The sequence below is a fragment of the Bradyrhizobium sp. A11 genome (genome assembly GCF_042077125.1).
Lineage (GTDB): Bacteria > Pseudomonadota > Alphaproteobacteria > Rhizobiales > Xanthobacteraceae > Bradyrhizobium > Bradyrhizobium japonicum_B.
The window spans coordinates 16,823-41,407 of sequence record NZ_CP149509.1; the positions used below are offsets into that span (position 1 = coordinate 16,823).

Below are 24,585 nucleotides of genomic sequence, written 5' to 3' on the forward strand. Positions count from 1 at the left end.
ACAAGCCCTAATCGATCGTAAACGCCAGTTCGAGACTACGCTTCGAATGCGAGCTTCTGCCCTCAGCACATTCCAACGAATGTCCGCTACTCCTGGGGCTGCGGGATGGGCCGTGGTCTAACGGGTGAACAATTCAAATGCTTGCAAATCGCCGCAGAAGCGAACGTCGGGTGTGCAGCCGCCTCGCCAAGATCCATTTTGGCGCGGGCTCGCTGCCGCGGGACTGCACGATCACCGATATTTCGGATGGTGGCGTGAAAGTGGTGGCGGAGTTTCTGGAAGTGCCGCCGCAATTCACCATCATCTTTGCGCCGGATTATTCCCGGCAATGCCGTCTGCGCTGGCGCATCGGCTGCGAATTCGGCGCTGAATTCGTCGACTGAGAGGCGGGGGCCCGCGTCCTTAACGGGACTTTAGCGTTAATCGGTAAGCATCTCTGATCGGTTGCCGAGTGATCAGAGTATGTCCAAGCGTTCGTCTCTCGCCTTTCCGCCGGCGAGATTGCTGTCTCCCGCACTGCTGGTGCTCGTCCTCGGCGGCTGCCAGACCGCCGGCGTCGAGGATGTCACCGGCGCGCTCGGCATCAGGTCGGAAACGGCCGCCAAGGCCGATCCCAAGCCGGACATGGACGCCTTGCGCGCGCGTTACCGCGCCAAGCCCGGCGATCCCGCAATGGCGATCGAATACGGCAAGGCACTGCGCGAGACCGGCCAGCGCGCCCAGGCGGTCGCGGTGCTGGAGCAGGCGGTGCTCGCCCATCCCAGCAACAAGGCGCTGCTCGCCGGCTATGGCCGCGCGCTCGCCGACAGCGGCAATTTCCAGCAGGCCTTCGACGTCCTCAGCCGCGCGCATTCGCCCGAGGATCCCGACTGGCGCATCCTGTCGGCGCAAGGCGCGGCGCTCGATCAGCTCGGCCGCCACGAGGAGGCGCAGCAATATTACGCGAGCGCCCTGAAGATCGTGCCCGACGAGCCGCAGGTGCTGTCCAATCTCGGCCTGTCCTACATGCTCCAGAACAATCTGCCGCGGGCCGAACAGGTGCTCGGCCGCGCCCATCAGCGCAATCAGAACGATTCGCGGATTCGTGCCAACCTCGCGCTCGTGCTGGGATTGCAGGGCCGCCAGGCCGAGGCTGAAATCCTGGTCAAGGCAGATCTGCCGCCGGACCAGGCGGCGGCCAAAGTCACGGCGCTGCGGCAAATGCTGGCGAAGAAGCAGCAGCAGGCCGAGAAGTAACCCGCCAGCCGACTGCATTCCTGCTCGTCGCGTCCTCGCGAGGCGAAAACGCTATCTCGATCACGACGCCTTGCGGTGCGGAGCCGATGGGCGACCCGACCGGCCCTTCAGCTTCTTCAGCAGCGGCTCCAGCAGCGAGCGCTTCGGCTTCTTCACCTCGCCGCGACCGGCGAGGCGGTTCGCCATGGTCTGAAACAGCGCAGCGGTGCGGTGGTTCTTGGCGACTTCCGCGATCATCTGGCCGTTATTGGCCGCGGTCGAGAACAGCTTCGAATCGAACGGGATCACGGCGATCGGCTGGCTCTCCATGGTCTTGGCGAAGGCCTTGACGTCGATCTCCGCGCGCTTGTGCATGCCGACCTGGTTGATGCAGTACAGCGGCGGCCGGTCGTTCGGTCGTGCCGCCTTCAGCACGGTCAGCATGTTCTTGGTGTTGCGCAAATTGGCGAGATCGGGCTCGGCGACGATCACGATGTCGTCGGCGTTCACCAGCGCGCGACGCGTCCAGCCGGACCATTGATGGGGAACGTCGAGCACGATGCAGGGCGTGGTCATGCGCAGCGTGTCGAACACGGCATCGAATGCTTCGGCGCCGAAATCGTAGACGCGGTCGAGAGAGGCAGGCGCAGCGAGCAGGCTGAGGCGCTCGGTGCATTTGGCGAGCAGGCGCTCCATCAGCGCCGTGTCCGGGCGGTCCTGCGACAGCACCGCGTTGGCGATGCCCTGGACCGGATCCTGGTTGTAGTCGAGGCTCGCAGTGCCGAAGGCGAGGTCGAGGTCGATCACGACCGAATCGAGCGAAAGGTCGCGGGCGATGGTCCAGGCCACGTTGTGCGCGACGGTGGAGGCGCCGACGCCGCCCTTGGCGCCGACCACTGCGATGACGCGGCCGGTGATGATAGCCTCGGAGGCCGAGAACAGGCTGCAGATCGAGCGGACGACGTCGAGGGTCTCGACCGGTCCGATTACATAATCGTTGACGCCGCGGCGTACCAACTCGCGATAGGGCGCCGTGTCGTTGGGATTGCCGATCACGACCACGCGGGTGCCTGGGTCGCAGACGCCGGCGAGGTCGTCCAATCCCTCGAGGATGTCGCGCGTGCCGTCGGATTCGATCACGATCACGTTCGGCGTCGGCATCGATTCATAGACTTCGATCGCCGCGGCAAGGCCGCCGTCCTTGGCGGTGAGGTGCGCCTTGGCGAGCCGGCGGTCCTGCCCCGCCGCGGTCACCGCTTGGAGCGTCTGCTCGGTCTCGCAAAAGGCCTGCACGGAGATGCGAGGAACCGGCGCAATGTGTTCCTCGGGGTGCCCTAGGTCGTCCGAATCTTCGTCGTGGAGCCGTGTCATTTGCCGGTATCGCTGAGCTTGGCCTTGTCGGCGTCGGGATTGGGTGTCGAAACCGCGGTGCCCTTGCGATAGCGCTCGAAGGCGATGTCGCGCCGCGCGGTGTAGGCCGGCGTCTCGGATCGCGGCTGCTCGAGGTCGGCGGGATTGTCGATCATCGCCGCGAGGTTGCGCTGGCTGGCGCAGCCTAGATTGAAATAGGGCCGGTTCTCGTTGTAGCCGGGATCGAGGATGGAGGGACCGATGTCTTCCGGCCACAGACCGCAGGGACCCGCGACCGCGGTGATCTTCGAGTAGCTGAGGCGGATGGTGGGCAGCAGCCCGGGGTCTTCAGGGCGATAAGGATGCTGCACGATGGCGCGCGCCGGCACGCCGCCGGATGTGAGCACCGAGCGGATCTCACGATAGGTCGCGGCCGCCGCGCGTGAATTTGCGCTGTCAACGGGGACGTCGACGACGACGGAGCCGGTGCCTTCGCGCATCCAGTCCCGCGCAATGCCGGCGACATCCGAATGCTGCGCGGCCGACAGGCCGCCGCGCGCCGTGCCGACGAAGATCACGATCGACTTCCTGCCCTCCTGCACCGCGATCGGATGACGCTGGCGGTAGTCGGTCGGTACCGTCTGAGTGATGTCGCCGCTGGTGTTGCAGGCGCCGAGCATGACGGACAGCCCGGTCAATGCCAGCGCGATCCCAAAGCTGCGACGTCGATCGGCAGATGTTGTCGTCATCGCCCGGTCCCCTCTTGCACCGTTCCTTGCCCCATTCCTTGCCGCGGTCCCCAAACCGTTCGCCTCAGTCGATGATGAAGCCGAAATCGCCGGGTGCGCCGTTGATCGGATCGACGCGCCGCGTGGTGCCATAGAGCCGGTTCATGCGGCCGAGCAGCGCCGTCTGCGCATCGGAGGCCGGCGCGAAGCCGTCGTCAGGCCGCGACAATTCCTTCTGCGCGACCGCGCGCACCACATAGGGCGTCACGATCACCATCAGCTCGGTCTCGTTGTTGACGAAGTCCTGGCTGCGGAACAGCGCGCCGATGATCGGCACCTGGTCGACGCCGGGCAGGCCGTTGATCGCCTGCTTGGTCTGCTGCTGGATAAGGCCGGCCATCGCCATCGAGCCGCCCGAGGGAATCTCGAGCGTGGTCTCGGCGCGGCGGGTCTGGATCGAGGGAATGGTGATCGAGTTGCTCGAGGTCGAGGACACCGCCTGCGTCAACGTGATCGAGTTGGTGTTGGACAGCTCCGACACCTCGGTCATCACGCGCAGGCTGATGCGGCCTTCGCTGAGCACGACCGGTGTGAAGTTCAGGGAGATGCCGAACTTCTTGTAGGTGACCTGGGTGGTACAGACGTGGGTGACCGGGTCGCAGGAATAGCCTGCGGGGATCGGGAATTCGCCGCCGGCGATGAAGGTGGCGGATTCGCCCGAGATCGCGGTCAGGCTCGGTTCGGCGAGCGTCCGCATCACACCGGCGCTTTCCATCGCGCGCATGGTGGCGCTGACCGTGGCGACGCCCTTGGCGAGACCGGCGACGCCGAGCCCGTTGCTACCGACGATCGGTCCGCCCGAGACCGAGAACGGGTTGGAATTGTTGAAATTCACCACGGCCGTGCCGGCATTCAGGCTGGCGCTGAGATCGACGCCGAGCTGCTTGACGATGTCGCGGCGCACTTCGCCAACGACGACCTTGAGCATCACCTGGTCGCGGCCGCGCACGACGATGTTGTTGACGACCTTGTCCGATCCGCCGACCAGTTTTGCGGCGACGTCGCCGGCCTGCTGCGCCTCGACCGGGCTCGACACCGATCCGGTCAACATCACGCTGTCGCCAACGCCTTCGATCTGCACGCCCGGCAGCGACTGGCGCAGGGCCGTGCGCATGCCGTTGAGATCGCGCTTGACCGCGATGTCATAGGAGGCGACCTGCTGGCCGTCGGCGGCGAAGAAGACGACGTTGGTCTGGCCGACCTGACCACCGATGATATAGGCACGCTGGGCCGAGCGAATCACCGCATTGGCGATCTTGGGATCGGCCACCAGCACGTCCTTGACCTCGCGGGGCAGGTCGATGACGACGGATTTGCCGATGCCGAGCGAGAGAAAGCGCGTCCGCGCCGGCGCGACCGTCGCGACCGGCGACACACCGAGATCCGGCGCCTGGATCGGCGCCTGGTCGCCGACCGGCGCGTCGGCGGCGTCGACGCAACCGGGCGCTGCGAGCAGCCCCAGCATCAGCATCGTCCCCGCAAAGAACGAGCGCGCGCGCTTCCCCCGAATGCGCAGGCCCATCCGATCATCCCCGTAATTCATCATGTCCCCATCACTTCTGTGACGTCAGTTGCCGCGTCTGCACGCCGTAGCGGATGACGTCGATGCCTGCGGAGCGCTTTGCCCCCTGGTCCTCGACGGTGACTTCCGTCGCGTTGGCATCGACGATGCTTCGCAGCGCAAGCTGGAGCGTGCCGCCCTGGCGCGCGGCCGAAAGCGTGGCGACCTGGTCGGGCTTGAGCTCGAGCGTGACGGTCTTGCCGACAACGGCGGTCTGACCGTCCTTTTCCTTCGGCGCCTGATCGATCGCGAGCACGCGGATGTTGGTCAGGATGACTTCGGACACGATGAGGTCGTTGCCGGCGGTCGGGCCGTTGGTATCGGGATTCTTCAGGCGACGGGTCAGGACGATGTCGACGCGGTCGTTCGGCAGGATGAAGCCGCCGGCGCCGGTCTCGGCGGAGATCTCGGTCGAAACGGCGCGCATGCCGGACGGCAGGATCGCGGCCATGAAGCCGGAGCCTTCGGCCCTGACCAGCTTCTGCTCGCGGATCGGCTCGCCCTGCATCAGGGGGACGCGCGCGATCGAGCCGGCGATCTGGCTCTGCGCCTCGGGCCTGCTGTCACGGCGGATGAAGGCGCTGCTCGCGGTCGCCGCCGGCCAGGTCTGCCATTGCAGATCCTCGGGCTTGAGCGCCTGGCCGAGCTGGATGTCGTTCTTGGCGATGAGGACTTCGACCGTCGGCAGCTTCTCGACGACGGCCTCAACGGGCGCGGGGACATTCTGATAGCCGCTCGCCAGATACGCAGCGACGCCGCCGGCGGCCAGCGCGATGACGAGAACGACAATGCGTGCGGTGTTCATACGCTTTACTCATACGCGGGGCACTCGAACCGCACCTGGCGGGTTCCCCCGTGTCGATGAGTAGGGAGTAAAAGTATAAGGGGTGTTGCGAGGCCGAGCGCGCTGACCGGCAGCGATGCTGGTTTTCGGCAGATGGTGAACGCGGCGTTATTGGGTCGGCCAGCGGCCCCGTAGTTTCACGCAGAGCGCGCTCGTGCGTTGGCCCGATGCGGAGGGCGTCATGGTGAATGGGTGGTTAGTGATGAGCGGTCTCGCCCCGCTCCGAACTGCTGCTCCGTCATCCTGAGGTGCGAGTGGCGCGATGCAGCGCATCGCGCCGGGAGCCTCGAAGGATGTACGGCCCCATGCAGCCGGGCCGTCGCCCTTCGAGGGCCGCTGAAGAAGCGGCCGCCTCAGGGTGACGGCGATGGATAAACGTGCGCTTCGCGAGAGCTCTACTTCTTCCGCTTCTCTTCGATCACGTCCCAGATCTTCGCGGCCACATCAGGACCGCCGAGCCGCGCGATGGCGCGGATGCCGGTGGGCGAGGTCACGTTGATCTCGGTGAGGTTGCCGTTGATGACGTCGATGCCGACGAACAACAGCCCGCGCTCGCGCAAGGCCGGGCCGAGGGTGGCGCAGATCTCGCGCTCGCGCGGAGTGAGCTCGGTCTCCTGCGCCGCGCCGCCGCGCACCATGTTGGAGCGGAGGTCGTCGGCGGCCGGCACGCGGTTCACCGCGCCGGCGAACTCGCCGTTGACCAGGATGATGCGCTTGTCGCCGTGCCTCACCTCCGGGATGAACTGCTGGATCACCCACGGCTCCCTGAACGTCACGGAGAACATGTCGAACAGCGACCCGAAATTCATGTCCTGCGGCATCACACGGAACACCGCCGCGCCGCCATGGCCGTGCAGCGGCTTCATCACGACGGCACCATGCTTGTCGCGAAACGCGTTGATCTCATCGACGTCGCGCGAGATCAGCGTCGGCGGCATCAGCTGCGGAAAGTTCATCACGAACAGCTTTTCCGGTGCGTTGCGGACCGAGGCGGGATCGTTGACCACCAGGGTCTTCGGATGGATGCGCTCGAGAAGATGCGTCGAGGTGATGTAGGCGAGGTCGAACGGCGGATCCTGGCGCAGCAGCACCACGTCGAAGCCGTTCAGCGCCTCGCGCCTGGGCTCCCCGAGCGTGAAGTGGTTGCCGGGCTCGTCGCGCACGGTCAGGAGGTGAACGGGGGCCACGATCTCCTCGCCGACCATCGAGAGCTTGTCGGGCGTGTAATAGGACAGCCCATGGCCGCGCTTCTGCGCCTCCAGCAGCAGCGCGAAGGTGGAATCGCCCTTGATGTTGATTCGGGCGATGGGGTCCATCTGGACGGCGACGTTCAGTTTCATGGTCTGCCTTTCAGGTCGAGGCGTCGAATGCCGCCAACACATGGCGCGGAAGTGAGCGCGGCGCAATCAGCATGGCGTCGAATCGCAATTCGAATTCGGCATGCTCGGGATGCGCGACGAGCCAGCCTTGCGCGGCATCGATGATGCGCTGCTGCTGGCGCGGCGTCACGGCAAAGGCGGCATCGTCCAGCGTCGCGCGCGCCTTGACCTCGACGAACGCGATCAGGTTGCGGCGGCGCGCCACGATGTCGATCTCGCCATGCGCCGTGCGGTAGCGCTTGGCCAGGATGCGATAGCCCTTGGCCATGAGAAAGGCGGCAGCGCGGCTTTCCGCGGAGATGCCGGTGTGGAACGCGGCGACGCGTTCGGGCGAGGCGACCTTTGGTTCCCTGGGGATCTCAGTCTTCGCCATCGCCGCCCCGCGAATGCTTGTGCAGAGTCTTGGCGAGCTCGAGCGCGCGGGCATAGACCTCGCGGCGCGGCCGGCCCGAGAGCGCGACGGCATGCGCCACGGCATCCTTGACGCTGTGCGCGGCCAGCTGCTCGCGCAGGAGACCATCGAGCGCATCCATCGTCAGGACCTCGGCATCCGCGGGCGGCGGGCCGATCACCAGGACGAACTCGCCGCGCGTCTCCGGCGCGTCCGCCTGCCGCGCCAGCTCGGCGAGGGGGGCGCGTCTGACCTCCTCGTGCAGCTTGGTCAGCTCGCGGCAGACTGCGGCGTCCCGCTCACCCATGATCTCGGCGAGATCGGTCAAGGTCGCCTGCATCCGGTTTCCGGACTCGAACATCACCAGCGTCGCGTCGATGCGCGCGAGCTCGGCCAGGCGGGCGCGGCGCGCGGCGGACTTCGCCGGCAGGAACCCCTCGAAGAAGAAGCGGTCGGTCGGCAGCGCCGCCACCGACAGCGCGGCGAGGACGGAGGACGGGCCCGGCAGCGCGTGCACGGAGTGGCCGGCGGCGCAGACCTCGCGCACCAGCTTGAAGCCGGGATCGGAGATCAGAGGCGTGCCGGCATCCGAGACCAGCGCGACCGAGCCGCCGGCCGCGAGCGCCTCCAGGATTTTTGGACGGGCGGCTTCCGCATTGTGCTCGTGATATTGCTTGAGCTGCGCCGCGATGGCGTAGCGCTCGGTCAGGCGCCGGGTGATTCTTGTGTCCTCGCAGGCGATGACATCGACGCCGGCGAGGGTCTGCAGCGCCCGCAGCGTGATGTCACCGAGATTGCCGATCGGGGTTGCGACCAGATGCAGGCCCGGTGCCGCCTTCGGCGCCGTGAGCCGATGGGCATCGATGGAGAAACCGCGCGAGGCGGCCTCTTGAGCTTCAGACGTATTTATCGGGGCCGGCTTTGCGCGCATAATGAAGTCAACTTAGGCACGATCGCTAAGGCTGGGAACCGGCTCGCCGAAAAAGATCGTGCCGAGATGAGGGGCTGGGAACGGACGGGAATGTGATCGGTCGGGATCACGTCGGGAGGGAGTGAGGGGCCTCGCGCCATATTCGCGACGGAAACTCCGCCTTGATGCTGGGTGAGCGACGGCGAACAGCTGCCGGGACACGAAGGCGGCCGCGTTAAGCGGTTATTATCCTTTTGTTTTGGTTAACTATTTGCCGACAATATGCCTGAATCCGCGGCCTGCGCCGTGGAAGGAAGATCATGACCGGCCGGCGATGGCGGGTCAGAAGAGAAGCTGCCATGGTGGGCCCGCGTTTTCCCAAGTCTCCCATTCCGGGGTCCCTGATGTCGGGGGCGACCCGCCGGAGCGCGCTCGGCCTGTTGCTCGGCGCGCCCCTGCTGTCGGCCTGTGCCGGCGTGCAGCAGAGCCTCAGCCAGTTCTCAAACCCGTTCTCGAGTTCGGCACCGCCGGCCCAGCCGGCCGGTCCGCCGCAGCAGGCGACGACCGCCGGAACCGGCGGGGTCAAGGTCGCCGTGATTCTGCCGCTCTCCGCGGCCGGCAATGCCGGCCTTGCCGCGCAATCCATGCGCAACGCCGCCGAAATGGCGCTGGCCGAGTTCCAGAACCCGAACATCCAGCTTCTGATCAAGGACGACAACGGCAGCCCGCAAGGCGCCCAGGCCGGCGCGCAGCAGGCGGTCGACGAAGGCGCCGAGATCATCCTCGGGCCGCTGTTCGCGCAATCGGTGCCGGCGGTGGCGCAGGTCGCGCGCACGCGCGGCATTTCCGTCATCGCCTTCTCGACCGATTCCAGCATCGCCGGCCGCGGCGTCTATCTGCTCTCGTTCCTGCCGGAGTCCGACGTCAATCGCATCGTCGAATATTCCGCCAGCATCGGAAAGCGCTCCTTCGCGGTGATGGTGCCCGACAACGCCTATGGCAATGTCGTCGAGGCCGCGGTGAAGGCGGCGGCGCCGCGCCGTGGCGGACGCATCGTCGCTTTCGAGCGATACGGCGCCGACCGCGCCACGCCGGCGCGCACCGTGGCACAGCAGCTCGGCAGCGCGGACGCGCTGTTCATTGCCGATGACGGCGATGCCGTCGTGTCAGTCGCGGATGCCATGACGGCCGCGGGCGCGAACCTGCGCAACATTCAGCTGCTCGGCACCGGCCTGTGGGACAATCCGCGCGTCTATGCCAGCGCCGCGCTCCAGGGGGGCCTTTACGCTGCGCCCGACCCGGCCGGCTTCCGCGCTTTCTCCGGCCGCTACCGCACCAAATACGGCGCCGAGCCGATCCGCACCGCGACGCTCGCCTACGACGCCGTCGCTCTCGTCGCCGCGCTCGCGCGCACGCAAGGCACTACACGGTTCTCGCCCGACGTGCTCACCAATCCCTCAGGCTTCGCCGGCATCGACGGCCTGTTCCGCTTCCGCGCCGACGGCACCAACGAACGCGGTCTTGCGGTGATGAAGGTGACGCAAGGCGGCGGCGTTGCCGTTGCAGGCTCGCCGAAGAGCTTTGGAGCGTAGCTCCCGACGACGGTGCCGTAGGGTGGGCAAAGCGAAGCGTGCCCACGCATTTTTTGCGATCGAGTGAGATGGTGGGCACGGCGCAAGTGCGCCTTTACCCACCCTGCAAGATTCCGTTATGCCGCCAGATCCGCGACCACCGCATCGAGCACCGGGAATCCGCTGCTGGTCACGCGCAAGCGGCCCGTCGCATCCACAATGATCGCGCCTTCTTCACGCAGCAGCGCGATGCGCTTGGGGTCGAGCGGACGGCCGGACAGCGCCTTGTAGCGCTCGGGGTCGATGCCTTCGGCGAGCCGCAACCCCATCAGCAGAAATTCGTCGGCGCGTTCCTCGCTGTTGAGGAGATCGTCGGTGACGATGCCATGGCCATTGGTCTCGACCCGCATCAGCCAGGCTTCGGGACGCTTCTCGGTGGCGGTCGCGTGTCTGACACCGTCGATGTCGAGGCGGCCATGCGCGCCGGGGCCGACGCCGGCATATTCCTCGCCGCGCCAATACACCAGATTGTGCCGGCACTCGGCGCCGCGCCGCGCGTGGTTGGAGATCTCGTAAGCGGGCAGCCCAAGCTTGTCGCAGGTCTCCTGCGTGACGTCATAGAGCGCGCGCGCGACCGCTTCATCCGGCGTCTTCAACTTGCCGGCCTGGTGCAGGCCGAAGAACGGCGTGCCTTCCTCGATCGTCAGTTGATAGAGCGACAGATGCTCGGCCGCTTCATTGATGGCGAGGCGCAGCTCATCGGCCCACATCGCCGGCGTCTGGTCGGGGCGGGCATAGATCAGGTCGAACGAATAACGGTCGAACGAGCGGCGCGCGATGGCGACGGCATCGAGCGCCTCGCGCGCGCTGTGCAGGCGTCCCAGCGCCTTCAGCGAGGCGTCATCGAGCGCCTGCACGCCGAGCGAGACGCGGTTGACGCCGGCGCTGCGATAGCCGGCAAAGCGCGTGGCCTCGACGCTGGTCGGGTTGGCTTCGAGCGTGACTTCGACGTCGCTCGCGACGGTCCAGTGCTTGCCGATCGCATCGAGCACCGCGCCGACCGTTGCGGGCTGCATCAGGGACGGCGTGCCGCCGCCAAGGAAGATCGAGGTGACCTCGCGCCCGGGCGCACGCGCCGCGGTTGTTGCGATTTCGCGCGCGAACGCGGAGGCAAAGCGCGCTTCGTCGATCGCGGCGTGGCGGACATGGCTGTTGAAGTCGCAATAGGGGCACTTCGACAGGCAGAACGGCCAGTGCACGTAGACGCCGAAGGCGGCTTCCTTAGCGCGGCTCAAGGCAGATCTCCGCCAGTTTCACGAAGGCGCGGGCGCGGTGCGACAGGCCGAGACCGAGCGGCGGCAGGCCGTGCTTCTCGATGCTCTCCATCTCGCCGAAGGTGCGGTCGTGGCCATCGGGCAGGAACATCGGATCGTAGCCGAAGCCGGCATTGCCGCGCGGCGGCCAGACCAGGGTGCCGTCAACGCGCGCCTCGACCTGTTCGAGGTGATGGTCGGGCCAGGCCACGCAGAGCGCGGAGACGAAATGCGCTCTGCGGCGGTCCGCCGTGTTGGCGCCGCGCTCCTGCAACAGGCGCTCGATCTGCGCCATCGCCGCGTTGAAGTCCTTGGCCGGACCGGCCCAGCGCGCGCTGTAGATGCCGGGCGCGCCGTCGAGCGCGTCGACCACGATGCCGGAATCGTCGGCGAAGGCGGGCAGCCTGGTCGCCTGCGCCGCCGCGATCGCCTTGATCGCGGCGTTGCTGCGGAAATCGTTGCCGGTCTCCTCCGGCTCGGCGAGGCCGAGCTCGCCGGCCGACACCGCCTCGACGCCGTGGGGCGCGAGCAGCTCCCGCATCTCGGCCAGCTTGCCGGGATTGTGGGTGGCGATGACGAGCTTTCCGGTGATTCGGCGGTGCATGGGCCTATTGACTACGCGACAGCCAGTTTCTGCAAGTCCACGAGGCGCGCGACGCCCTTGCGCGCCAACGCCATCAGCGCCAGGAACTCGGCTTCCGTGAACGGTTCGCGTTCCGCCGTGCCCTGCACCTCGATGATGCGGCCGTCGCCGGTCATGACGAAATTGGCGTCGGTCTGGGCTTCCGAATCCTCGGCGTAGTCGAGGTCGAGCACCGGCGTGCCGTTGTAGATGCCGCAGGAGATCGCGGCGACGTTGTCGCGCATGACGTTGGCCTTGATCATGTTGCGCGCCTTCATCCAGTTGACGCAGTCGGCGAGCGCGACCCAGGCGCCGGTAATCGAGGCCGTGCGCGTGCCGCCGTCGGCCTGCAGCACGTCGCAATCGACCGTGATCTGGCGCTCGCCGAGCGCCTCGAGGTCGACGATGGTGCGCAGCGAGCGGCCGATCAGGCGCTGGATCTCGACGGTGCGGCCGCTCTGCTTGCCGGCGGCGGCCTCGCGGCGGGTGCGTTCGGAGGTCGCGCGCGGCAGCATGCCGTATTCGGCGGTGACCCAGCCGCGGCCCTGGCCCTTCAGCCACGGCGGCAGGCGGTCCTCCAGCGTGGCGGTGACCAGCACATGGGTGTCGCCGAATTTCACCAGGCAGGAGCCTTCCGCATATTTGACCACGCCGCGCTCCAGCGTCACGGGGCGCAATTCGTCGGGCGCACGGCGGCTTGGCCGCATGGGAAATCCTCCAAAACTCACGGGAAAGGCTGTTGGCGGTGCTTGTAGGTGGGGCGAAGGTGGGCGGCAAGGCCTTATTCGGCCCCTGATTCCGGGCCGGCAAACGCCACGCTTGTCAGAAGCGCCCGGGATGGACAAATTATGAGGATCTGAGAGGAGTTACCGCTGTGGCCCATCACGATCCGATCCATCTGATCGCGCCGCGCGCAGGCCTCGCCCAGCTCAACGAGCGTTCCCGCGATATCTTTCGTCAAATTGTCGAAAGTTACCTCGCGACCGGTGAGCCCGTGGGCTCGCGCAATATCTCGCGCCTGATCGCGATGCCGCTGTCGCCGGCCTCGGTCCGCAACGTCATGGCCGATCTGGAACAGCTCGGCCTGATCTATGCGCCGCACACCTCCGCCGGCCGGCTGCCGACGGAACTCGGCCTGCGCTTCTTCGTCGATGCCTTGATGCAGGTCGGCGACCTCAACGAGGCCGAACGCCAGTCGATCCAGAGCCAGCTCACGTCCGTAGGCCAGGCCCACTCGGTCGAGGCGGCGCTGGACCAGGCGCTGACGCGGCTGTCCGGACTGACGCGAGCCGCGGCGGTAGTGCTAACGCCAAAGTCCAATGCACGGCTCAAGCACATCGAATTTGTCCGCCTGGAACCGGAGAAAGCCTTGGTCATCCTCGTCGGCGAGGACGGTCAGGTCGAGAACCGTGTGCTGACGCTGCCCCCTGGAGTTCCCTCCTCGGCGATCACCGAAGCCGGCAATTTCCTCAATGCGCGAATCCGCGGCCGCACCCTGGCCGAGGCGCGGCTCGAGCTCGAGACGGCGCTGGCCGAGGCCCGCGCCGAGCTCGACCAGCTCGCACAGAAGGTGATTTCCGCCGGAATCGCCAGCTGGTCCGGCGGCGAGAACGAGGACCGCCAGCTCATCGTGCGCGGCCATGCCAATCTGCTCGAAGATCTGCACGCGTTGGAGGATCTGGAGCGGGTGCGCCTGTTGTTCGACGATCTCGAGACCAAGCGCGGCGTGATCGATCTGCTCGGCCGGGCCGAGACGGCCGAGGGCGTGCGCATCTTCATCGGCAGCGAGAACAAGCTGTTCTCGCTGTCGGGGTCCTCCACCATTATTGCGCCCTATCGGGATGCCGCCGGTCACATCGTCGGCGTCCTCGGGGTGATCGGCCCGACGCGGCTGAATTATGCCCGCGTGATCCCGACGGTGGACTATGCCGCCCGCATCGTCAGCCGCCTTTTGGGGGGCTGACCGGCCTTTCCGCCGATCACGGGCGCTTGATTTTCGCGGCTCAAAGCACGATATGCGGGCCAACAATCCCTGGAAACGAGTTCGAGATTAGCCGATGACCGATCGAGACCGGCAACCCGAAGACGCGGCCGCGCCGACTGGCGAGCCCGTGGCGTCAAAGCCCTACATCATGCCCGACGATCCCGAGCCCGGCTCGGTCGAGACCCTGCAGAAGGAGGTCGCCGAGGCGCGCGATCGCATGCTGCGGACGCTGGCCGAGATGGAGAATCTGCGCAAGCGCACCACCAAGGAAGTCGCCGACGCCCGCCTCTACGGCATCACCGGCTTTGCCCGCGACGTGCTCGATATCGCCGACAATCTTCAACGCGCGCTCGACGCCGTTCCGGCCGAGGCGCGTGCCACCGCCGATCCCGGCCTGACCTCGTTGATCGAGGGCGTCGAGCTCACCGAGCGCGCGCTGCATAGCGCGTTGGAAAAGCACGGCGTGAAGAAGCTCGATCCGCAGGGCCAGAAGTTCGACCCGAACTTCCACCAGGCGATGTACGAAGTGCCCGATCCGTCGGTGCCGTCGGGCACCGTGGTGCAGATCATGCAGGCCGGCTACACCATCGGCGAGCGCGTGCTGCGCCCGGCTCTGGTCGGCGTCGCCAAGGGCGGCGCAAAGCCAGCGGCCGCGGCGAACAACAACGAATCGAGCAGCGCGCCGAACTGAGTTTCAACCCTCATGGTGAGGAGCCGCGCACTTGCGCGGCGTCTCCACCATGAAGGCCAAGGTGCCGCAGCGGGAGCCTTCGTCCTTCGAGACGCGCGCGAAGCAGCGCGCTCCTCAGGACGAGGGTCTTGCAGTGTTGTGTGTCGCTTACGCGCTCACCGCAATATCGCTCGACTGGATCCGCTTCACGCGGGCCTTGGCCATATCGGCCCACGCCTTGGCGAGCGAGCCCTGGGTGTCGATGCCGCGGCAGGCGTCTTCCACCACATAGACCTCGAAGCCCGCCTTGCGCGCATCGAGCGCGGTCCAGGCGACACAGAAATCCGTCGCGAGCCCTGCGACGAAGACGCGCCTGATCTTGCGTCCCTTCAGATATCCGGCAAGGCCTGTCGAGGTCTTGCCGTCGGCCTCGAGGAAGGCCGAATAGCTGTCGACGTTCTTGTGAAAACCCTTGCGGATGATGAGCTCGGCGTGAGGAATCGCGAGGTCCTTGGACAGCGCCGCGCCGTCGGTGCCCTGCACGCAATGGTCGGGCCACAGCACCTGCTTGCCGTAGGGAAGGTCGACGGTCTCGAACGGCTTCTTGCCGGAGTGGACCGAGGCAAACGAAACGTGGCCCGGCGTGTGCCAGTCCTGCGTCATCACCACGTTCGCAAACGCCTTCGATATCTTGTTGATGACGGGCACCACCTGCTCGCCGTCCTTCACGGCGAGGCTGCCGCCCGGCAGGAAGCAGTTCTGCACGTCGATCACGAGCAGCGCGGAGGTCTCGTCAGGTTTGATCGGTGCCGCTGCAAAGAGTGCACTCGGCGCCAGCGTCGCCAGGGCCGTCGTTCCAAGCATTGCCAAGACTTGTCGCCGATCCAGCATCGTTCGCCTCCCATAAAGGTGATCCAACGGGAGCGAAGCCTAGTTCCGTTCGTATACGAACAGAAGCCCGAAAATGCGGCCGGGACTGGTGAGGGGTTGGGCGTGCAGCCCCAACATCGCTGTCGTCCCCGCGAACGCGGAGACCTATAACCACAGGGAGGTGTCTGGCGAAAGCTCTTGCCGGTATTGCCACCAACCAAACCGCGAGATCACGCGGTACGGGTCCCTTACGTTCGCAGGGACGACAGTGAATCTGTGGGACCGCCTCAACCCTTCGGCTGAATCCCGTCGCGCACGGCGCGGAAGCGGGTGAAGGCGGCCTGCCACTGGTCGCGCGGGGCGCTGGCGATGATGCGCAGCGAAGCGCCGCCGCTCGAGAAGCGGATCCACTGCACCACGGTCACCGGCGTCTTGTCCTTGCCGCTGACGCCGTCGATTCGGGTCTCGAAGCCTTGCTGGCCGTTGATGCGGATCGGCTCCGACATGGTGACGCGGGATTCGCGCACGCCGGGGATCTGCAGCGCGGCCTCCTGGGCGAAGCGGGCGCGGTCCTCGGCGGCTTGCGGAGTGGCGGCGATCAGGCCGAGGATCATGAACGGCTTCGATTCATAGCCTGCGCTCTCATTGCCGTCGGCGAGGATAATGCTGGCGCCCGGCGCCAGCGTGCGGATGTCCTTGAAGTCGGCGAGATCGGTGATCTTGAACGGCATCAGCGCGATCTGTTCCTCGGCCGAGACTTGCCTGCGGGTGGTGGCGGTCGCGAACATCTGCCGCACCGCCTCGTCGGTGTAGATCTTGGTCGCATTCTCCGGGACCTGGACCGCGACATAGCCCGAGAAGCCGGCGCCCGGCACGATCATCGAGTAGCGCTTCACCGGGGTGTCGCCGGCCTTGCCGGTCTCGGTGGTGAAATAGGCAAGGCCGGCGGGGGTCTCGACCTTGTCCTGCTTGACGCCGTTCGCTCCGGCCGGATTGGAATTGAAGGCGCTCACGACCTCGCCATAGGCGGCCGGCGGCAACTCGGTGACCAGCACCTTGACGCTGCCGTCCTCGCTTTCGAAGCCCGGAAAGGTCTTGGCCGTGTTGAGGCCGACCAGCGGCACCATGCCAAGACGCAAGCCGGGCGGAAACACGGCGTCGGCGGCGAGGGCCGGAAGCGCGGAGGCGGCGAGAAGGGCGAGCGCGGCGAGGGGGCGGATCAGCTTCATGGGCACTCTGATTGGTTCACATTGAGGCCGTTCGATGGTCGGCCGCCGGGCCGCTTTGTCGCGCGGGGCGGCATTGGCGGCTGCCTGGCCGGTCCGCCTTTTAGCGGGTTTGGGCTTGCGGCGACAGGGCGGACGGGCCCGCGGTAGCGGGGGCTTGCCGAAGCCCGAACCTGTTAATAATTCCTCACCCGCAAGTGCGGTGAAGCCCGGATATGATCTTCCAAAACCCGATGTTTTAGCCGCAGAAACGTAGCTTCGGTCCTTGCGGGCCCCTCCCCCCCTCCTATATGAGCCTCAATCATCGCAATATCGCGGATGTTTGATCTTAGGGGGTTTCGGTTTGGGTGCCTTCTGGGCCCAGCCAACCTGCCGCAAAAAGAAGGATATCAGGACCATGGGAAAGGTCATTGGGATCGACCTCGGCACCACGAATTCGTGCGTCGCCGTGATGGACGGCAAGAACGCCAAAGTCATCGAGAATTCCGAAGGCATGCGCACGACGCCCTCGATCGTCGCCGTCACGGACGACGGTGAGCGTCTCGTCGGCCAGCCGGCCAAGCGCCAGGCCGTCACCAATCCCGAGCGCACCTTCTTCGCAGTGAAGCGCCTCATCGGCCGCCGCTACGACGACCCGATGGTCGAGAAGGACAAGAAGCTCGTCCCCTATAAGATCGTGAAGGCTTCCAACGGCGATGCCTGGGTCGAGGCCGACGGCCAGACCTACTCGCCCTCGCAGGTCTCGGCGTTCATCCTGCAGAAGATGAAGGAGACCGCGGAAGCCCATCTCGGCCAGAAGGTCGATCAGGCCGTCATCACCGTTCCCGCCTACTTCAACGACGCCCAGCGCCAGGCGACCAAGGACGCCGGCAAGATCGCGGGCCTCGAAGTGCTGCGCATCATCAACGAGCCGACCGCGGCCGCGCTCGCCTACGGCCTCGACAAGACCAAGGCCGGCACGATCGCCGTCTACGACCTCGGCGGCGGCACGTTCGATATCTCCATTCTCGAAATCGGCGACGGCGTGTTCGAGGTGAAGTCGACCAACGGCGACACCTTCCTCGGCGGCGAAGATTTCGACATGCGCCTCGTGGGTTATCTCGCCGACGAATTCCAGAAGGAGCAGGGCATCAACCTGCGCAACGACAAGCTCGCGTTGCAGCGCCTGAAGGAAGCCGCCGAGAAGGCCAAGATCGAGCTGTCCTCGACGACGCAGACCGAGATCAACCTGCCGTTCATCACCGCGGACCAGACCGGTCCGAAGCATCTGACGATGAAGCTCACGCGCGCCAAGTTCGAGGCGCTGGTCGACGACCTCGTGCAGAAGACCGTCGAGCCCTGCCGCAAGGCGCTGAAGGATGCCGGCGTGACCGCCGGTGAGATCGGCGAAGTCGTGCTGGTCGGCGGCATGTCGCGCATGCCGAAGGTCCAGGAAGTCGTCAAGCAGCTGTTCGGCAAGGAGCCGCACAAGGGTGTCAACCCGGACGAAGTCGTGGCGATCGGCGCTGCGATCCAGGCCGGCGTGCTCCAGGGCGACGTCAAGGACGTGCTGCTGCTCGACGTGACCCCACTGTCGCTGGGCATCGAGACGCTGGGCGGCGTGTTCACCCGCATCATCGACCGCAACACCACGATCCCGACCAAGAAGAGCCAGGTGTTCTCGACCGCCGAGGACAACCAGAACGCGGTCACCATCCGCGTCTTCCAGGGCGAGCGCGAAATGGCGGCCGACAACAAGATGCTCGGTCAGTTCGACCTGATGGGCATTCCGCCGGCTCCGCGCGGCATGCCGCAGATCGAGGTGACCTTCGACATCGACGCCAACGGCATCGTCAACGTGTCGGCCAAGGACAAGGCCACGGGCAAGGAGCAGCAGATCCGCATCCAGGCCTCGGGCGGTCTGTCGGAAGCCGACATCGAGAAGATGGTCAAGGACGCCGAGGCCAATGCCGAGGCAGACAAGAAGCGCCGCGAGGCCGTCACCGCCAAGAACGAGGCGGATGGCCTGGTGCATTCGACCGAGAAGGCCCTGGCCGAGCACGGCTCGAAGGTGGCCGAGAGCGAGCGCCGCGCCATCGAGGACGCCGTCAGCGACCTCAAGGAAGCGCTGAAGGGCGACGACGCCGAGGCGATCAAGGCCAAGACCAACACGCTGGCCCAGGCTTCGATGAAGCTCGGTGAGGCCATGTACAAGCAGCAGGCCGAGGCCGACGCCAAGAAGGACGCGGCCAAGGACGACGTCGTCGACGCGGAATTCACCGAGGTCGACGACGACAAGAACAGCAAGAAGTCCGCTTAAGCCCCGAGAGGGTGATGATGCGGGCGACTTGGACCCCACGCGCACCAACGGCCTCCTCCCTCGCGGGGGAGGCCACGGTGTCGGGCTCTGCGGGACCGAGACCCGCAACGATCGATCAATTCCCAGCCGTTATGCTGAACGCCGCCGTGCCGGCTTCCGCCGCGAGGCGGAAGGGCGCTTATGTCGTCGCGCAGCGGCATCGTTTCGCTCCGACTTGATTCGCGATTGGATAGACCGAGCTCATCATGTCCACGTCCACCAAGCGCTGCTATTACGAGACTCTCGAAGTCGAACGTGACGCCGACGAATCCAAGCTGAAATCGTCGTTCCGCAAGCTGGCGATGAAGTTTCACCCCGATCGCAATCCCGGGGACGACACCAGCGAGATCAAGTTCAAGGAAATCAACGAGGCCTACGAGGTCCTGAAGGACAAGGACAAGCGCGCCGCCTATGACCGCTACGGCCATGCCGCTTTCGAGCAGGGCGGCGGCGGCGCCGGGTTCGGCGCGGGCTTCGCCTCCTCCTTCTCCGATATTTTCGAAGACCTGTTCGGCATGGCCGGGCAGCGCGGCCGCGGCGGCCGCGAGCGCGGCGCCGACCTGCGCTACAACATGGAAATCACGCTCGAGGAAGCCTTTGGCGGCAAGACCGCGCAGATCGAGATTCCGGTCTCGGTCACCTGCGAGGCCTGCTCCGGCATCGGCGCCAAGGCCGGCACCAAGCCGAAGACCTGCTCGACCTGTGGCGGCGCCGGCCGCGTGCGGCAGTCGCAGGGCTTCTTCACGCTGGAGCGGACCTGTCCGGGTTGCCAGGGCCGCGGCCAGATGATCGAGGATGCCTGCCCGTCCTGCTCGGGCCAGGGTCGCGTCACCCGCGAACGCACCTTGTCGGTCAACATCCCCCAGGGCGTCGAGGATGGCACCAGGATCAGGCTTGCCGGCGAAGGCGAGGCCGGGGTCCGCGGCGGCCCGCCCGGCGACCTCTACATCTTCCTGTCGCTGGCCCAGCACCAGTTCTTCCAGCGCGACGGTGCCGATCTGCATTGCCGTGTGCCGATCTCGATGGTGACGGCCGCCCTCGGCGGCGAATTCGAGGTGCCGACCATCGACAAGGCCAAGGCCAAGGTGAAGGTGCCGGCGGGCACCCAGTCCAATCGCCGATTCCGCATTGCATCAAAAGGCATGCCGGTGCTGCGCTCGCGCCAGATGGGCGACATGTACGTTCAGGTCGTGGTCGAGACGCCGCAGAACCTCACCAAGAAGCAGCAGGAATTGCTGGCCGAGTTCGAAAAGCTGTCGTCCGACAACACCCAGCCGGAATCCGAGGGTTTCTTCGCCAAGGTCAAGGATTTCTTCGGCAGTCGGGCGGGTTGACTTGGCTTGACCGTATCGCCTTCGGCCTATACGTCTTTATGACCATTTTCTGACACGCCGCGGTCCCGCGGTCCCGTCCGGTCCAGACATGCCATTGCCATCGTCCGCGCGTGCGTTGAAGAAGCCTCGTCTCGATGACGAGGTGCGCTTTCTCAGATCATGGATCGAAAAGCCGCTGCACATGGGCGCAGTCATGCCGTCGGGCAAGCTGCTGGCCCGGACCATGGCCCATTACGTCGATGTCGATTCGGACGCGCCCGTGGTCGAGCTCGGGCCCGGCACCGGTGCCATTACCTCCGCCCTGATCGAGCGCGGTATCGACCAGAAGCGTCTCGTCCTGGTCGAATACAATCCCGGCTTCTGCGCACTGCTGCGCGACCGCTATCCGCAGGCCAAGGTGGTGCAGGGCGATGCCTACCGCCTGCGTGACACGCTCTGGAACGTGCTGAGCGCCCCCGCCTCCGCCGTCGTCTCCGGCCTGCCGCTCGTGACAAAACCGATGCTGACGCGGCTGCGGCTGATCCGCGATGCCTTCACCGCGCTGGCGCCCGGCGCGCCGTTCATCCAGTTCACCTATGCGGTGGTCCCGCCGATCCCGAAATCGCTTCCCGGCGTGTCCACAGAGGCTTCGGAACGGATCTGGATGAACCTTCCGCCGGCCCGCGTCTGGGTGTATCGCAAGGACTAATTCCGCCGGCTTCCTTCTCTGCGCGGCGGGCTGGTTTCGCCGAACGTATGGAAGCGGATGTCCGCACCCAGGATCCTGATCATTCCCGGCTCGCTGCGCACCGGCTCGCACAATGCGAAGCTGGCGGCGGTCATCGCCTATGAATTCGCCCGGGCCGGTGTCGACGTCACCCGCATCTCGCTCGCCGATTTTCCGCTGCCGATCTACGACGGCGATCTCCAGGCCAAATCCGGCGTGCCCAAGCACGCGATCAACCTCAAGCGCATGATCGGCGCGCATCACGGCGTGCTGTTCGTCACGCCCGAATACAACGCCTCGGTGCCGCCGCTGCTCAAGAACGCGATCGACTGGGTCAGCCGCGTGCACGAGCTGCACGAGGCGCGGGGTGAGGTGTTCCGCAACCGCGCCTTCGCGCTCGCCGGCGCTTCGCAGAGCCGGCTCGGTGCGGCGCGCGCATTGCAGGCGCTCAGGCTGATTCTGACCTCCTGCCATGCCAATGTGATCGCCAGCCAGCTCACGCTCGCCTTTGCCGATCAGGCCTATGACGATATGGACAGGCTCAAGAACGAGGGCGATATCGCCGCGTTGAAGGAGCTGGTCGCGCAATTGATCGACATTTCCCAACGCATGATGTGAGGTGACATGACGCCAGCCGAGATCGCCCCGAAGGACCGCCTGATCGTCGCGCTCGACCTGCCCAGCGTCGATGCCGCGCAGGCCATCATCGACCGTCTCGGCGACAGCGTCACCTTCTACAAGATCGGCTATCGACTCGCTTATGCCGGCGGATTGCCGCTGGTCGGCAAGCTCGCCGACAAAGGCAAGAAGGTCTTTCTCGATCTCAAGCTGCACGACATCGGCAACACTGTGAAACAGGGGGTCGAGAGCATCAGCAGGCTTGGCGCCACCTTCCTGACCGTGCACGCCTACCCGCAGACCATGAAGGGCGCGGTCGAAGGCCGCGGCAATTCGAGCCTGAAGATTCTCGCGGTCACGGTGCTGACCTCCTACAACGAGGACGACCTGCATGCGGCCGGCTATCGGCTCGGCGTCTCGGAGCTGGTCGAGGCGCGCGCGCAGCAGGCGCAAGTACTCGGCATCGACGGCCTGGTGTCCTCGCCGGAGGAGGCTGGTGCATTGCGCAAGATCGTCGGCCACCAGATGCACCTCGTCACGCCGGGCATCCGGCCGGCAGGTTCGGCGAGCGGCGACCAGAAGCGCATCATGACGCCGGGCCGCGCGATCGCCGCCGGCGCCGATTACCTCGTCGTCGGACGGCCGATCGTGGAAGCCGCTGATCCCAGGGCCGTCGCGGACGCCATCCAGGCCGAGATTGCCCAGGCGCTCGGAGCATGATCCGGACCCGAAGGGCCGCGTTAGCGCAAAGTGTGAAGCGGTTTTCCGATCAGACCATGCTGAAATAGAAATGACCCCAACAACACAGGGAGAAGAACCAATGGCAAAGGGCTACTGGATCGGGCGCGTCGATGTGAGCAGCGACGAGGGCTACAAGCCCTACGCCGTCGCCAACGGTCCGATCTTCAAGAAATGGGGCGGTCGCTTCGTCGTCCGCGCCGGCAAGTTCACCACCGTCGAAGGCGCCAGCCGCACCCGCAACGTCGTGATCGAATTCCCGGACTACGAGACCGCGCTCGCCTGCTACAACTCGCCGGAATACCAGGCCAACATCAAGGTACGCCAGCCGCACTCGGTCGCCGATCTCATCATCATCGAAGGCTATGACGGCCCGCAGCCGTCCTAGACGGCGGCGTGCGCCGTCATTCTTCACGCGAATGACGGGCGCTGATCAGCGAACGCGCTTCGCCTGACCGCCGGCACGCCAAATTGTGGCGAGATCGGCGGCCAGGTACATACAAGCCGAATGCAGTGGGGCCGGTTCCAGCACTTCTCCTGCAGGAAGAGTCGCCGCTCCACCTGCTTCCGCCGCGCTACCTCACTCAGCTTCGTAACAAGGATTCTTTTGTCCCCAAATGGGGATTGCGACGCTGCCCAATTTTCATTCAAGGTTGCTTTGCTCGAACTGTACAACAGGGACGATGAGACGTCAGCCCAAGCAAGGCATACGTCCCTGATCGGAGGCAAGCCTACCCGCATCACGAAAACCTTGAATCAAGGAGCGGAAGTCATGGCACTCATCAACGGAACGGCAGGCGACGACATCATTCCTGGAACGGCAGCTGACGACCAGATCAACGGGTTGGCAGGCAACGATACGATCACCGGGTTGGACGGCGCCGACCTCGTGAACGGAGGCGCGGGCGACGACAACATCGATGGCGGCGCTGGCAACGATACGCTGAATGGCAATGCCGGTGTCGATACGATCGCCGGTGGCGACGGTGACGACACCATCAGCGGCGGTGCCGGAGACGACAATCTTTCGGGCAATGCGGGCCTCGACACGATCCACGGCAACGCAGGCAATGACGCGATCGACGGCGGCCTAGGAAACGATCAACTCTTTGGTGACGCAGGCGCCGATTCCATACACGGCGGAGATGACGACGACGCCGTGCATGGCGGTGCCGGCGCGGACACCCTTTGGGGCGACGCAGGCAATGATACGCTGAATGGCGATGCCGGCAATGACACGCTGCATGGCGGCCTCGGAAACGACACGGCGAACGGAGGCCTCGGCGACGATGTCATCAACGGCGACGAGGGCAATGACACGCTGAACGGCGGTCTCGGGAACGACACGTTGAACGGCGGTGCCGACGACGACGTCTTGAACGGCGGCGCCGGCAATGACACGCTCAACGGCGATGCCGGCAACGATACCATGAATGGAAACGCCGGAGCCGACCTCATGGATGGCGGCGCCGGTACCGACACAATGTTCGGCGACGCCGGAGACGACACCATGTCGGGCGGCGCCGGAGATGACGTCATGAACGGCGGAGACGGCGCCGACGAGCTCAGTGGGGGCACCGGCAATGACACGGTGAACGGCGACGCGGGCGATGATACCCTTGCCGGCGGCGACAACAACGACACGCTGAACGGCGGAGACGGTGCCGATACGCTCGCGGGCGGAAATGGCAACGATACGCTCGCCGGCGGCGCAGGCGATGACGAGCTGGATGGCGGTAACGGCAACGACGTCCTCGACGGAGGCACGGGAGACGAGGTGCTGACGGGTGGCGCGGGAGCCGACACCTATCATTTCGGTGACGACACGGCCACCAACTTCGGCGACGACCAGATAACGGATTTCAGTCTCACCGATGGTGATCTGATCCAGGTCGATGCTGCACCGGGCTTCGACCCGACTACGGTCGTCGTCAGCGATGATGGCACCAACACTGTGCTCGATTTCGGCTTCGGAACGATTCAACTCGACGGCGTGACCGGAGGCGCAACGCCATTCACGACGATCGATGACATCAATGTGACCGCGGGGTCCACGGTCATTGAAGTCGTGTGAGGCCCGTTCGGCGGGGCGGCTACCGATCCGCCCCGCCATTGCATTTCTGAAGTCTGTATGAGTCAGTCGGTGACATTGCCTGC

Annotated in this window: 24 protein-coding genes; 12 read left to right on the plus strand and 12 right to left on the minus strand. The window is 65.8% G+C overall.

The annotated features are described in order from the left end of the window. The first annotated feature begins 137 nt into the window (after nucleotides 1-137). Both WI560_RS00100 and WI560_RS00105 read left to right on the plus strand, forming a co-directional pair. Entirely contained in the window at nucleotides 138-383 is a 246-nt protein-coding gene (locus WI560_RS00100; protein ID WP_018644993.1) for a PilZ domain-containing protein, read from the plus strand. Between the two features lie 79 nt (nucleotides 384-462). Then, nucleotides 463-1,236 (plus strand): tetratricopeptide repeat protein, encoded by a 774-nt coding sequence (locus WI560_RS00105; RefSeq protein WP_375306415.1) that lies wholly within the window; start codon nucleotides 463-465, stop codon nucleotides 1,234-1,236. Nucleotides 1,237-1,296: 60 nt separating this feature from the next. Here WI560_RS00105 and WI560_RS00110 read toward each other — a convergent pair whose 3' ends face one another. From WI560_RS00110 to rsmI, 7 genes are all read right to left on the minus strand, one after another. After that, complete coding sequence (locus WI560_RS00110; RefSeq protein WP_375306416.1) at nucleotides 1,297-2,586, minus strand: CpaE family protein; 1,290 nt, start codon at nucleotides 2,584-2,586, stop codon at nucleotides 1,297-1,299. Next, the gene (locus WI560_RS00115) at nucleotides 2,583-3,314 is read right to left on the minus strand and encodes a CpaD family pilus assembly protein (protein WP_028133532.1); all 732 of its coding nucleotides are present in this window, start codon (nucleotides 3,312-3,314) and stop codon (nucleotides 2,583-2,585) included. The genes WI560_RS00110 and WI560_RS00115 overlap by 4 nt, the downstream gene beginning before the upstream one ends. 64 nt (nucleotides 3,315-3,378) lie before the next feature. Further along, nucleotides 3,379-4,896, minus strand: coding sequence for a type II and III secretion system protein family protein (locus WI560_RS00120; protein WP_375308966.1), 1,518 nt, complete (start codon nucleotides 4,894-4,896; stop codon nucleotides 3,379-3,381). A gap of 10 nt (nucleotides 4,897-4,906) precedes the next feature. Beyond that, nucleotides 4,907-5,719 (minus strand): Flp pilus assembly protein CpaB, encoded by an 813-nt coding sequence (gene cpaB / locus WI560_RS00125; protein WP_375306417.1) that lies wholly within the window; start codon nucleotides 5,717-5,719, stop codon nucleotides 4,907-4,909. A 434-nt stretch (nucleotides 5,720-6,153) separates the two neighbouring features. Next, nucleotides 6,154-7,098, minus strand: a complete 945-nt coding sequence (gshB, locus tag WI560_RS00130; RefSeq protein ID WP_028133535.1) for a glutathione synthase — start codon at nucleotides 7,096-7,098, stop codon at nucleotides 6,154-6,156. Nucleotides 7,099-7,108: 10 nt separating this feature from the next. After that, complete coding sequence (locus WI560_RS00135) at nucleotides 7,109-7,510, minus strand: YraN family protein (protein WP_375306418.1); 402 nt, start codon at nucleotides 7,508-7,510, stop codon at nucleotides 7,109-7,111. After that, complete coding sequence (gene rsmI / locus WI560_RS00140; protein ID WP_375306419.1) at nucleotides 7,497-8,459, minus strand: 16S rRNA (cytidine(1402)-2'-O)-methyltransferase; 963 nt, start codon at nucleotides 8,457-8,459, stop codon at nucleotides 7,497-7,499. The genes WI560_RS00135 and rsmI overlap by 14 nt, the downstream gene beginning before the upstream one ends. 338 nt (nucleotides 8,460-8,797) lie before the next feature. Between rsmI and WI560_RS00145 the strand changes: the two genes are divergently transcribed. Continuing rightward, nucleotides 8,798-10,030, plus strand: a complete 1,233-nt coding sequence (locus WI560_RS00145) for a penicillin-binding protein activator (protein WP_375306420.1) — start codon at nucleotides 8,798-8,800, stop codon at nucleotides 10,028-10,030. A gap of 116 nt (nucleotides 10,031-10,146) precedes the next feature. Here WI560_RS00145 and hemW read toward each other — a convergent pair whose 3' ends face one another. From hemW to rph, 3 genes are read right to left on the minus strand one after another with little or no spacing between them, the layout of a single operon-like run. Continuing rightward, complete coding sequence (hemW, locus tag WI560_RS00150) at nucleotides 10,147-11,304, minus strand: radical SAM family heme chaperone HemW (protein WP_375306421.1); 1,158 nt, start codon at nucleotides 11,302-11,304, stop codon at nucleotides 10,147-10,149. After that, entirely contained in the window at nucleotides 11,291-11,926 is a 636-nt protein-coding gene (rdgB, locus tag WI560_RS00155; RefSeq protein ID WP_375306422.1) for an RdgB/HAM1 family non-canonical purine NTP pyrophosphatase, read from the minus strand. The genes hemW and rdgB overlap by 14 nt, the downstream gene beginning before the upstream one ends. 11 nt (nucleotides 11,927-11,937) lie before the next feature. Further along, on the minus strand, nucleotides 11,938-12,651 hold the full coding sequence (rph, locus tag WI560_RS00160) for a ribonuclease PH (RefSeq protein ID WP_028133541.1): 714 nt from the start codon (nucleotides 12,649-12,651) through the stop codon (nucleotides 11,938-11,940). Between the two features lie 167 nt (nucleotides 12,652-12,818). Between rph and hrcA the strand changes: the two genes are divergently transcribed. Next, nucleotides 12,819-13,907 carry a heat-inducible transcriptional repressor HrcA gene (gene hrcA / locus WI560_RS00165; protein WP_028133542.1) on the plus strand — a complete coding sequence of 363 codons (1,089 nt, stop codon included), beginning with the start codon at nucleotides 12,819-12,821 and terminating at the stop codon, nucleotides 13,905-13,907. A 94-nt stretch (nucleotides 13,908-14,001) separates the two neighbouring features. Beyond that, nucleotides 14,002-14,619 carry a nucleotide exchange factor GrpE gene (gene grpE / locus WI560_RS00170; RefSeq protein WP_257179085.1) on the plus strand — a complete coding sequence of 206 codons (618 nt, stop codon included), beginning with the start codon at nucleotides 14,002-14,004 and terminating at the stop codon, nucleotides 14,617-14,619. Between the two features lie 147 nt (nucleotides 14,620-14,766). Here grpE and pncA read toward each other — a convergent pair whose 3' ends face one another. Together pncA and WI560_RS00180 are read right to left on the minus strand one after the other, a co-directional pair. Beyond that, nucleotides 14,767-15,489 carry a bifunctional nicotinamidase/pyrazinamidase gene (gene pncA / locus WI560_RS00175; protein ID WP_375306423.1) on the minus strand — a complete coding sequence of 241 codons (723 nt, stop codon included), beginning with the start codon at nucleotides 15,487-15,489 and terminating at the stop codon, nucleotides 14,767-14,769. A 266-nt stretch (nucleotides 15,490-15,755) separates the two neighbouring features. Continuing rightward, complete coding sequence (locus tag WI560_RS00180; protein WP_375306424.1) at nucleotides 15,756-16,697, minus strand: hypothetical protein; 942 nt, start codon at nucleotides 16,695-16,697, stop codon at nucleotides 15,756-15,758. Between the two features lie 394 nt (nucleotides 16,698-17,091). Between WI560_RS00180 and dnaK the strand changes: the two genes are divergently transcribed. From dnaK to WI560_RS00215, 7 genes are all read left to right on the plus strand, one after another. Then, nucleotides 17,092-18,993: a molecular chaperone DnaK gene (dnaK, locus tag WI560_RS00185; protein ID WP_257179082.1), complete on the plus strand. Its 1,902-nt coding sequence runs from the start codon at nucleotides 17,092-17,094 to the stop codon at nucleotides 18,991-18,993. A 245-nt stretch (nucleotides 18,994-19,238) separates the two neighbouring features. After that, on the plus strand, nucleotides 19,239-20,366 hold the full coding sequence (gene dnaJ, locus WI560_RS00190) for a molecular chaperone DnaJ (RefSeq protein ID WP_375306425.1): 1,128 nt from the start codon (nucleotides 19,239-19,241) through the stop codon (nucleotides 20,364-20,366). Between the two features lie 88 nt (nucleotides 20,367-20,454). After that, nucleotides 20,455-21,054 (plus strand): class I SAM-dependent methyltransferase, encoded by a 600-nt coding sequence (locus WI560_RS00195; protein WP_035712128.1) that lies wholly within the window; start codon nucleotides 20,455-20,457, stop codon nucleotides 21,052-21,054. 57 nt (nucleotides 21,055-21,111) lie between these two features. Continuing rightward, nucleotides 21,112-21,690, plus strand: coding sequence for an NADPH-dependent FMN reductase (locus WI560_RS00200; protein ID WP_257179081.1), 579 nt, complete (start codon nucleotides 21,112-21,114; stop codon nucleotides 21,688-21,690). A 6-nt stretch (nucleotides 21,691-21,696) separates the two neighbouring features. Beyond that, on the plus strand, nucleotides 21,697-22,410 hold the full coding sequence (gene pyrF, locus WI560_RS00205; RefSeq protein WP_257179080.1) for an orotidine-5'-phosphate decarboxylase: 714 nt from the start codon (nucleotides 21,697-21,699) through the stop codon (nucleotides 22,408-22,410). A gap of 100 nt (nucleotides 22,411-22,510) precedes the next feature. Further along, nucleotides 22,511-22,816, plus strand: a complete 306-nt coding sequence (locus tag WI560_RS00210) for a DUF1330 domain-containing protein (protein ID WP_124162040.1) — start codon at nucleotides 22,511-22,513, stop codon at nucleotides 22,814-22,816. Between the two features lie 384 nt (nucleotides 22,817-23,200). Next, entirely contained in the window at nucleotides 23,201-24,502 is a 1,302-nt protein-coding gene (locus WI560_RS00215; protein WP_375306426.1) for a calcium-binding protein, read from the plus strand. Nucleotides 24,503-24,585: the final 83 nt, after the last annotated feature.

What these genes read in the sequence shown, in the direction of transcription:
- WI560_RS00100 (WP_018644993.1), top strand. Translation starts at nt 138, where the DNA reads ATGCTTGCAAATCGCCGCAGAAGCGAACGTCGGGTGTGCAGCCGCCTC.
- WI560_RS00105 (WP_375306415.1), top strand. Translation starts at nt 463, where the DNA reads ATGTCCAAGCGTTCGTCTCTCGCCTTTCCGCCGGCGAGATTGCTGTCT.
- WI560_RS00110 (WP_375306416.1), bottom strand. Translation starts at nt 2,586, where the DNA reads ATGACACGGCTCCACGACGAAGATTCGGACGACCTAGGGCACCCCGAG.
- WI560_RS00115 (WP_028133532.1), bottom strand. Translation starts at nt 3,314, where the DNA reads ATGACGACAACATCTGCCGATCGACGTCGCAGCTTTGGGATCGCGCTG.
- WI560_RS00120 (WP_375308966.1), bottom strand. Translation starts at nt 4,896, where the DNA reads ATGAATTACGGGGATGATCGGATGGGCCTGCGCATTCGGGGGAAGCGC.
- cpaB (WP_375306417.1), bottom strand. Translation starts at nt 5,719, where the DNA reads ATGAACACCGCACGCATTGTCGTTCTCGTCATCGCGCTGGCCGCCGGC.
- gshB (WP_028133535.1), bottom strand. Translation starts at nt 7,098, where the DNA reads ATGAAACTGAACGTCGCCGTCCAGATGGACCCCATCGCCCGAATCAAC.
- WI560_RS00135 (WP_375306418.1), bottom strand. Translation starts at nt 7,510, where the DNA reads ATGGCGAAGACTGAGATCCCCAGGGAACCAAAGGTCGCCTCGCCCGAA.
- rsmI (WP_375306419.1), bottom strand. Translation starts at nt 8,459, where the DNA reads ATGCGCGCAAAGCCGGCCCCGATAAATACGTCTGAAGCTCAAGAGGCC.
- WI560_RS00145 (WP_375306420.1), top strand. Translation starts at nt 8,798, where the DNA reads ATGGTGGGCCCGCGTTTTCCCAAGTCTCCCATTCCGGGGTCCCTGATG.
- rdgB (WP_375306422.1), bottom strand. Translation starts at nt 11,926, where the DNA reads ATGCACCGCCGAATCACCGGAAAGCTCGTCATCGCCACCCACAATCCC.
- rph (WP_028133541.1), bottom strand. Translation starts at nt 12,651, where the DNA reads ATGCGGCCAAGCCGCCGTGCGCCCGACGAATTGCGCCCCGTGACGCTG.
- grpE (WP_257179085.1), top strand. Translation starts at nt 14,002, where the DNA reads ATGACCGATCGAGACCGGCAACCCGAAGACGCGGCCGCGCCGACTGGC.
- pncA (WP_375306423.1), bottom strand. Translation starts at nt 15,489, where the DNA reads ATGCTGGATCGGCGACAAGTCTTGGCAATGCTTGGAACGACGGCCCTG.
- WI560_RS00180 (WP_375306424.1), bottom strand. Translation starts at nt 16,697, where the DNA reads ATGAAGCTGATCCGCCCCCTCGCCGCGCTCGCCCTTCTCGCCGCCTCC.
- dnaK (WP_257179082.1), top strand. Translation starts at nt 17,092, where the DNA reads ATGGGAAAGGTCATTGGGATCGACCTCGGCACCACGAATTCGTGCGTC.
- dnaJ (WP_375306425.1), top strand. Translation starts at nt 19,239, where the DNA reads ATGTCCACGTCCACCAAGCGCTGCTATTACGAGACTCTCGAAGTCGAA.
- WI560_RS00195 (WP_035712128.1), top strand. Translation starts at nt 20,455, where the DNA reads ATGCCATTGCCATCGTCCGCGCGTGCGTTGAAGAAGCCTCGTCTCGAT.
- WI560_RS00200 (WP_257179081.1), top strand. Translation starts at nt 21,112, where the DNA reads ATGTCCGCACCCAGGATCCTGATCATTCCCGGCTCGCTGCGCACCGGC.
- pyrF (WP_257179080.1), top strand. Translation starts at nt 21,697, where the DNA reads ATGACGCCAGCCGAGATCGCCCCGAAGGACCGCCTGATCGTCGCGCTC.
- WI560_RS00210 (WP_124162040.1), top strand. Translation starts at nt 22,511, where the DNA reads ATGGCAAAGGGCTACTGGATCGGGCGCGTCGATGTGAGCAGCGACGAG.
- WI560_RS00215 (WP_375306426.1), top strand. Translation starts at nt 23,201, where the DNA reads ATGGCACTCATCAACGGAACGGCAGGCGACGACATCATTCCTGGAACG.